We start from the raw sequence: 7,100 nt of genomic DNA, 5'->3' as shown, positions 1-7,100 counted from the left end.
TTTCAAAAACCCTTTTATCAATAGGTGCAAATTTCTATATCGGAGCTTGGGAATAATATCTGAAATAGTACCTATCTTAATTGGTGTATCTGCTGGTATATGAACGACATCAGACGTATCTTTAACTTTATGCGCTACATGCTCTATATTTTCACATCGTTTTCTACAATCCATTAAAATATTAAGAATGCTCATATAATGACTAACAATTTTATTAGATTTACCTTTGCAATCAGTTTCATATGGATGCTCTTTGAGCAGTTCTATTCTTAGTGAATCATCCTTGAATGGTTCATCTTCATCGCATACATCTATTCCTTTTATCATACTATTCCTATCTTCTTGTGTCAAATCAATATCCCAGTAACTATGATATCCATATATACAGTCATGGTCAAGATTTACAGAATTAGCTATAGAGTCATTCCATATTAGTAGTTCTCTATTATAAATTTGTTCTCCAAGATCATAAATACCTGTATCAGTCAAATCCTTATAATACTTGTAAATAAGCTCATTATAAAACTCTTTAAGAATTATGTATGTTTCAAATCCCATGAGATGATGTATTTGGATTATTTTTTTCCCTTCTACTTTTTGCATTTCACCTTCACACATCACAAAAAATCTGTGAACTTCATTATCTTTTACATTATCTTTTTTATTATCTTTTTTACGAGAAAACCATTTTGCCTGACAAGCAAGATAACCAAGCATCGAATTAGTCCACCATAGATTAGGACTTGTGTTGTCAATAGCATAAATTCTATTCACCTGTTCATTTTCTTCCAATAAATTCAAAATATCTCTTATCTTCTCAACATGAATTGTGTTGAGTGGTTCAACACTCATCTGAATAACTATTCTTGCCTTATTAAGACTCTCACTTAATTGTTGTTTCACTTTGCCATCGATTGTATTAGCGTGTGCATCAAATCTTCCTTCTAATTTACCTATTGATATTTTCACATCTGTCATAAATTGATAAACATATGAGAATATGCAAGCGACAAAAGCTATTAATATGTAATAACCCCCTGTCCATATTTCAATAGCTCTATCTATGAATGATTTATCAGATGATTTAGAAGTAAACATAAAAATAAAAACAAAAGATAACGCAATAAGTGAAATAATTAATTTAAGATAATACTTTTTTATTTCATCATAAAAAAACACTAATAGCCCTTTTACCCTGCCTTCCTCTGACTTATTCCCATCATTTCCCATAACATCCTCCCCTAATATAATCGAAATATTCCATCGGATATTTCTTTTGTAGCGGTTGCTTCTTTGAACCTTCCCTTATCCATAGTTAAAACAACATTCCCTAATTCCTTCCCCAATTCCTTTGCCATCGCTAAGTCGTGTGTAATCATTATTACGGTTGCCTTCATTGTCTTCGCCTCTGACAGGGCATATAGAAGTACGGCTTTTTTTGTTTGTTCGTCGAGGGCGGAGGTAAATTCGTCTAATAATAAAATAGAACCTTTTCTTAGCGCGAGACATAGCGCTATTGATTGACGTTGGCCGCCGGAGAGCATACTCAACTGCGTCGTCTTTTTCTCGGCCAGCGGCAGGCCTATTTTATTTATGGAATCCAACTGGCCCTTCGTTAACGAAAGAGGATACGGCGTCGGCCACCACCAGGGTTTCTCTAACGATATCTGAAAGTTTTCGTGAACCGTAAGGTTTGGACACGTTCCAAGCATCGGGTCCTGATGAACAAACCCTATATGTTTTGCCCTTTGATACGCTGGCCAACCAGTAACATCCCTGCCGTGGATGAACACGCTGCCGGATTTAACCGGCGCCATACCGGCAATCGCCTTCACAAGCGTACTTTTGCCGCTTCCATTTCCACCGGTCAGGATTATTATCTGACCGGTAGGAACACTTAGGCACACATCATCCAGAGCAACCACCTCGTTGGGAGTTCCCTCGTTATAGACTACCTTGAGATTTCTTGCTTCTATCGCGTATGGGGCGCTCATAGCCTTCCCCTTACATATGTCTCTACCATTGGCCCTCTTAACCTGACCGATATTCCAAGTATTACTAAAATCCCCGTTGCCAGCTTTAAATCAGTCGGGGCAAGGCCAAGCCTCAGACATATTGAGATGATCAGGAAATAAAGAAACGCCCCCGTCAGCGCGGAAAACAATTCCGAAATCGTACTCCACGGCAGGAGCGATATTTTTGTATTAGAAAATATGTCTATCGTTTTTTTACTGAATACAAATTTCTTTATAGATACAAGGGCCGCTATAAAACTCTCGCCTATGATAAGCGCCGCAAGGGCCGTAATTATTAATCCTATTCCCATATTGACGTCCGCAAATCCTTGATTTTGAACCACAAACGCCCCCGACAGAGCCACCAGCGCATTAGACACGCCTATGCCTGTATAAAACAACCAATCAGTGTTTACCCCCTGCGTTTGAACCATGAACTCATTATCTCCAGTTGCCCTTATAAACAGCCCTAATCGGGTCATAGACAGATACGCGAGGCATATTAAGAAAACGACCGATATACCGCCAAATATCAACACCTTAAGCGCATCGTCGGTATCATATGCGGAGAACAATGTCGGCAGCCGTAACAGTGAAATATTCGCCTTTCCCATAATACGCAGATTGATGGAATATAAGACCATCATAATTAAAATCCCTGAGAGAATCTTGCTTATGCCAAGTTTCCGGTTTAAGAACACCGTCGCACTGCCTGCGGCAAATCCCGCCACCGCAACCAAAGGAAGGGCAATCAGGGGCGGGTAGTTTGCCGTTATCATAGAGGATAGCACCGCCCCTCCCAAAGTGAAACTGCCGTCAACCGTAAGGTCAGGGAAGTTCATCATGCGAAACGAGACCACTATCCCATACACCGCGATCGAATATAGAAAACACTGCTGTAACGATATGTCTAATAATGATATAATCAATTCTATTTTATCCTATTTCTCTCACTCCGCGACAAGAAAAATGTCTCCACCCGGCTCGTCTTGCCGTCATTCCGGCTTGTCCAGAATCTGTCTCTACACATTCTCAAGCCAAACACGATTCCAGACAAGCCGGAATGACGGACTTAATAAGGGTAAATTCATTATTCCCCTGTGCGAAAGTTCAGTTAGAAATGTCATGGAGTATGCCTAATCCTTTTTTTCGTCCGCCTTTTTATATTTCCGTCTGCTTTTCTTGGTTGCAGCTTTTGCCGGTTCAATATCACCATAAACCTTCGCCGCCTTCTCAAGCAGTTCGTCGGGTATGGTAACGCCGGTTAACTTGGCCGATTTTATATTAAAAAAAAGTTCATACTTTTTTGCCGTGGCAACTGGAATATCGCCCGCGTTTTTTCCTTTTATGACCATATCGGCCAGTTTTGCCGATTCGACGCCTATATCAAAATAATCTGGGCCGATTGTCCCGAATCCACCTGTTGCAACACCGGACGAAACACCCGGAAGCAAGGGGATTTTGTTTTTCTCCGAGACTTTCACAACCGATTCCATCGCGGAGATAACCGTGTTGTCCGCAGGAACATATATCGCGTCACACCGTCCCACTAACGACCCTGCCGCCGAATAGACTTCGCTGGTGTTGGAAACGGCAACGCGCACTGTCTTCAGATTCTTTTTCGCGCAAACGGCCTCCACCTCTTTCATATTGGATTCCGAATTGGTCTCACCGGGGTTATGTATGATACCGACGGTCTTGACGCCGGGGACTAATCTCAACAGGAGGTCGAACTGTGCCTCAATCGGCCACTTATCGCTCGTACCGGTAATGTTGAACTCCGGTTTATCCAACGACTTCACTAACCCTGCCGCCACGGGGTCAGTCACCGCGCCGAATATAAGCGGGATGGTTGTGCCTTTAATGGCTTGGGCACACATTTGGCTTGAAGGCGTTGTTATCGAAAAAATCAAATCAACTTTCTCATTCACGAAACTCTTTGCAATGCTCTGGGCCGCAGAGTTATCCCCCTGCGCGTTTGTCTGTATGTATTTGACGTTGACGTTCTCTTCGTACCCCATTTTTTTCATCTGAGAGAGAAAACCGTCCCTGATTGCGTCAATACCGGGGTTTGTCGCTATCTGCGTAATTCCGATTTTTATTGGAGGTTGTCCACAGTAAGCATTTACGGCAGTCAGCAGAACAATCAACGCGGCAGTCATCAGCAGAGATACAAGTTTGTTTTTCATCTTTAACTCCTCTTAATCGTGGTAAAATTTACACCCATACTATAGAGCAATTTTCATGCCAGAAAAATTATTCCGTAAGTCATTGATTTTAAATGGTTTAAAAATTAATGTCCTGCGTTGAAATAGGAATTCAGTCCACATTATGGTATCTGACTCCATAGTCGAAGAGACATTGGCCGCAGGATACTAAGTTGCAGGCAACTGAGTAGTATAAACAAGTCTGTCATTCCTGCGAAAGCAGGAATCCAGTTCTAAAGAAAATAGATTCAAATCTCATGCAAACACATTAATAAATATATAGAAGTGCTTTTGTGTTTAACTATTATCAGCAAAAACTGGATTCCTGCTTTCGCAGGAATGACAGATTTAGGTTGTCAGGGTGATTCAGTTGTTCAGGGTGATTCAGTTGTTCAGGATGATTCGATTCTGACAGGAATCTTCATACTTCTATTAACGCATAAGTTTTGAACGCACAAGAGGCAGGCAACACAGTCCATCAACATCACAGACCTCACATCATCATACTTGCCTGCCTCTTGATACTTGCCTGCCTCCTGTGTATCTGTTATGTCTATTTATCCTGTGAAAAAATCAACACCGTGTATGGCCCTATGCTTATCTTACCGGAGCAGGGCAGACCGTCGGTTGCCTCCTCGTAGGCATCAACATTGGGAGTTGGATGATTTGCAAAATCCTGGTCGTAGCTATTGGAGTCACTATTAAACCGCACTTTCCACAATCCGGCCTGCGGAAAACCTATAACATAATCATACCGGCCTTGATTTGTCATATTCACTGCCACAACTACGCTGTCGGTCGGGCCTTGTTGGTCCCAGCGATGAAAGGCGATGAGCTTGGCCCCATCGTCAAAATGAAAGAGATGGACGTTTTGCCCGCACAATCCCCTTGTCACACCTGACAGATTGCGCCGCAGGGCGATCATGTCGCGGTACATTCCGAGAATGCCGCGTTCGTCCTTGACCCTGGACCAGTCAATCGGGACATTATCCTGAAACCAGCGGTCTTCCAGCAACTCCTGTCCCTCAAAAATCATCGGTATGCCGGGCGAAGTCAACACAATAGCGCCGCCCAATGTGGAGCGTTTCTTGGAAAACCAGCTATCCACTTTCCCCGGCCATATCTCTTCGGGCACGCGCTCCTTGCCGTTAGCAACTTCGTCATGTGACTCGGTATAAATGACCCGCGTGAAGGCATCCTCCTCAAAGCGATGCTGGATAACCCTGCTGACAGCGCTGAGGTCGCGTGAGGCATCGTCAAGAATAATTACGGCCTGTCGAATAAAGTGGACAAATCCGGCGTCCCACTGTGCATCGAAACCCGCACCGCCCGCTCCAGTGTCTTTTGTAACCCATTCGTTATTATGCATATCTTCTGCGATACATATCTTGCCGGGGAACAGTCTGTGGATTTCCTCGTTTATCCACTGCATCAAACTCCAGCCATTGGGAATGTCATTGGAAATACCGTCAATGCTATTCATATAAACTATGGAGTCCATGCGTATGCCGTCGGCATGGCAATCCTCCAACCACATCAAGGCATTATCACGCAGGTACTGGCGCACCTCGCCCCGCCCAAAATCGGGACGCGTCTCGCCCCAGGGCGTTTGCGAGCGCCGGTCGTTGTAAAAATAAATTCCCCCCTTCTCATTTTCGCTCCAACCGTCAAACTGCCACAGATCAAGGTCGCTTGGACCAAAGTGGTTATAAACAATATCCACGATGACAGCGACCCCATGCTCATGGGCCGCTTTAACAAGAGACTTAAAGGCGTCCGGTCCACCGTACATGCTCTCGATGGCAAAAGGATGGCATGGATTGTATCCCCACGAAAAATCGCCCGGAAACTGCATTATCGGCAGCACTTCAATGGCATTAATACCAAGTTTTTTAAGGTACGGTAGTTTTTCGGCGGCGCTGTCAAACGTGCCCGGATGCCCCTTTTCCTTCACGTTAAAAGTGCCGATGTGCATCTCGTAAATGACAAGCTCATTCCATGAGGCTATTTGGAAGTCATCACTACCCCAATCAAATGCCTTCGTGTCGTAGATAACGCCGTTACCCACTGAATTCGTCACTTTTCTGGCATAAGGGTCTATGCGGGACATCGGAGCAAGATTCCAATCAGCAGGGGCGTGAATCATGTATTTGTACTCATCGCCGACCTTCGCGCCCGGCACCTCAGTTGACCATTTACCGTCAGGCTCACTCATCAGAGGCATTGAGGTTTCATTCCAGCCATTGAAGCTGCCGGTTACATAAACCTTTTCCGCATGGGGAGCCCATACGCGAAATGTTACCCCTTTTGCATTAGGGATGGCGCCCATGCCGGGCTGATTTGCAACAGTGGCAGGTTTCTTTGCCATAGTTTTCTTCACCATGTTCTTTCTCCAATATTTTAGGTTTTATAAAACCTCAGGCACTTTGTAAAACATGAGGCGCATTGAACGTTCGTTAATGTCATCTACTCAACTAATACCACTTACTCAACTACTACCATTTACTCAACTATAGCATATAGTGATATTTATGTCAATATTGACAAGAAGTTCACCATGTAAATGCCGATTGCCGCGATTTTATAGTTGCACCGCAGGCCAGTGATGTCGTCGTTGGTGTGGGTTCGCTTTTTCAGATTGTATGCGCGAACCTTTGGCCGCTCTACTAATTACATTTGTCGGACAATCAGGCATTTTTTTTTGCAACCAGCGCAGATTTATCTTGACAAGCAATTTTTTGTTGTGGTAGTGTTACCTGTTCAGTGCGTCTGAGTGAACGAATCCGGGCTTGTATATAAGAGGAGATGTTGGTTATGCCGTTGGCTGTTTGTGTTTTGACTGTTTGCGTTTTGGCTGTTTGTGTTGAAAATGAGGCTT

Annotated in this window: 5 protein-coding genes; all 5 read right to left on the bottom strand. The window is 43.6% G+C overall.

Translation table 11 applies throughout. The features are described 5' to 3' along the window. Positions 1 to 1,230: hypothetical protein (locus AB7D94_RS04615; RefSeq protein WP_420264555.1), on the bottom strand; the 1,230-nt coding region annotated here is incomplete at its 3' end. An 11-nt stretch (positions 1,231 to 1,241) separates the two neighbouring features. Next, positions 1,242 to 1,994, bottom strand: coding sequence for an ATP-binding cassette domain-containing protein (locus AB7D94_RS04610; protein WP_420264554.1), 753 nt, complete (start codon positions 1,992 to 1,994; stop codon positions 1,242 to 1,244). Beyond that, entirely contained in the window at positions 1,991 to 2,944 is a 954-nt protein-coding gene (locus AB7D94_RS04605; RefSeq protein ID WP_420264553.1) for an ABC transporter permease, read from the bottom strand. Before AB7D94_RS04605 ends, AB7D94_RS04610 begins: the two co-directional genes overlap by 4 nt. Before the next feature lie 207 nt (positions 2,945 to 3,151). Beyond that, a complete protein-coding gene (locus tag AB7D94_RS04600; RefSeq protein ID WP_420264552.1) occupies positions 3,152 to 4,204 on the bottom strand; it encodes an ABC transporter substrate-binding protein in 1,053 nt (350 codons plus the stop codon). 571 nt (positions 4,205 to 4,775) lie between these two features. Continuing rightward, positions 4,776 to 6,605, bottom strand: a complete 1,830-nt coding sequence (locus AB7D94_RS04595; protein WP_420264551.1) for an alpha-amylase family glycosyl hydrolase — start codon at positions 6,603 to 6,605, stop codon at positions 4,776 to 4,778. Between the last annotated feature and the right edge of the window lie 495 nt (positions 6,606 to 7,100).

This window comes from Candidatus Magnetominusculus dajiuhuensis (assembly GCF_046044395.1).
Taxonomy (GTDB): Bacteria; Nitrospirota; Thermodesulfovibrionia; order Thermodesulfovibrionales; family Magnetobacteriaceae; genus Magnetominusculus; species Magnetominusculus dajiuhuensis.
Note: the sequence above shows the minus strand (reverse complement) of the source record. Positions and strands in the feature narration are given on the sequence as shown.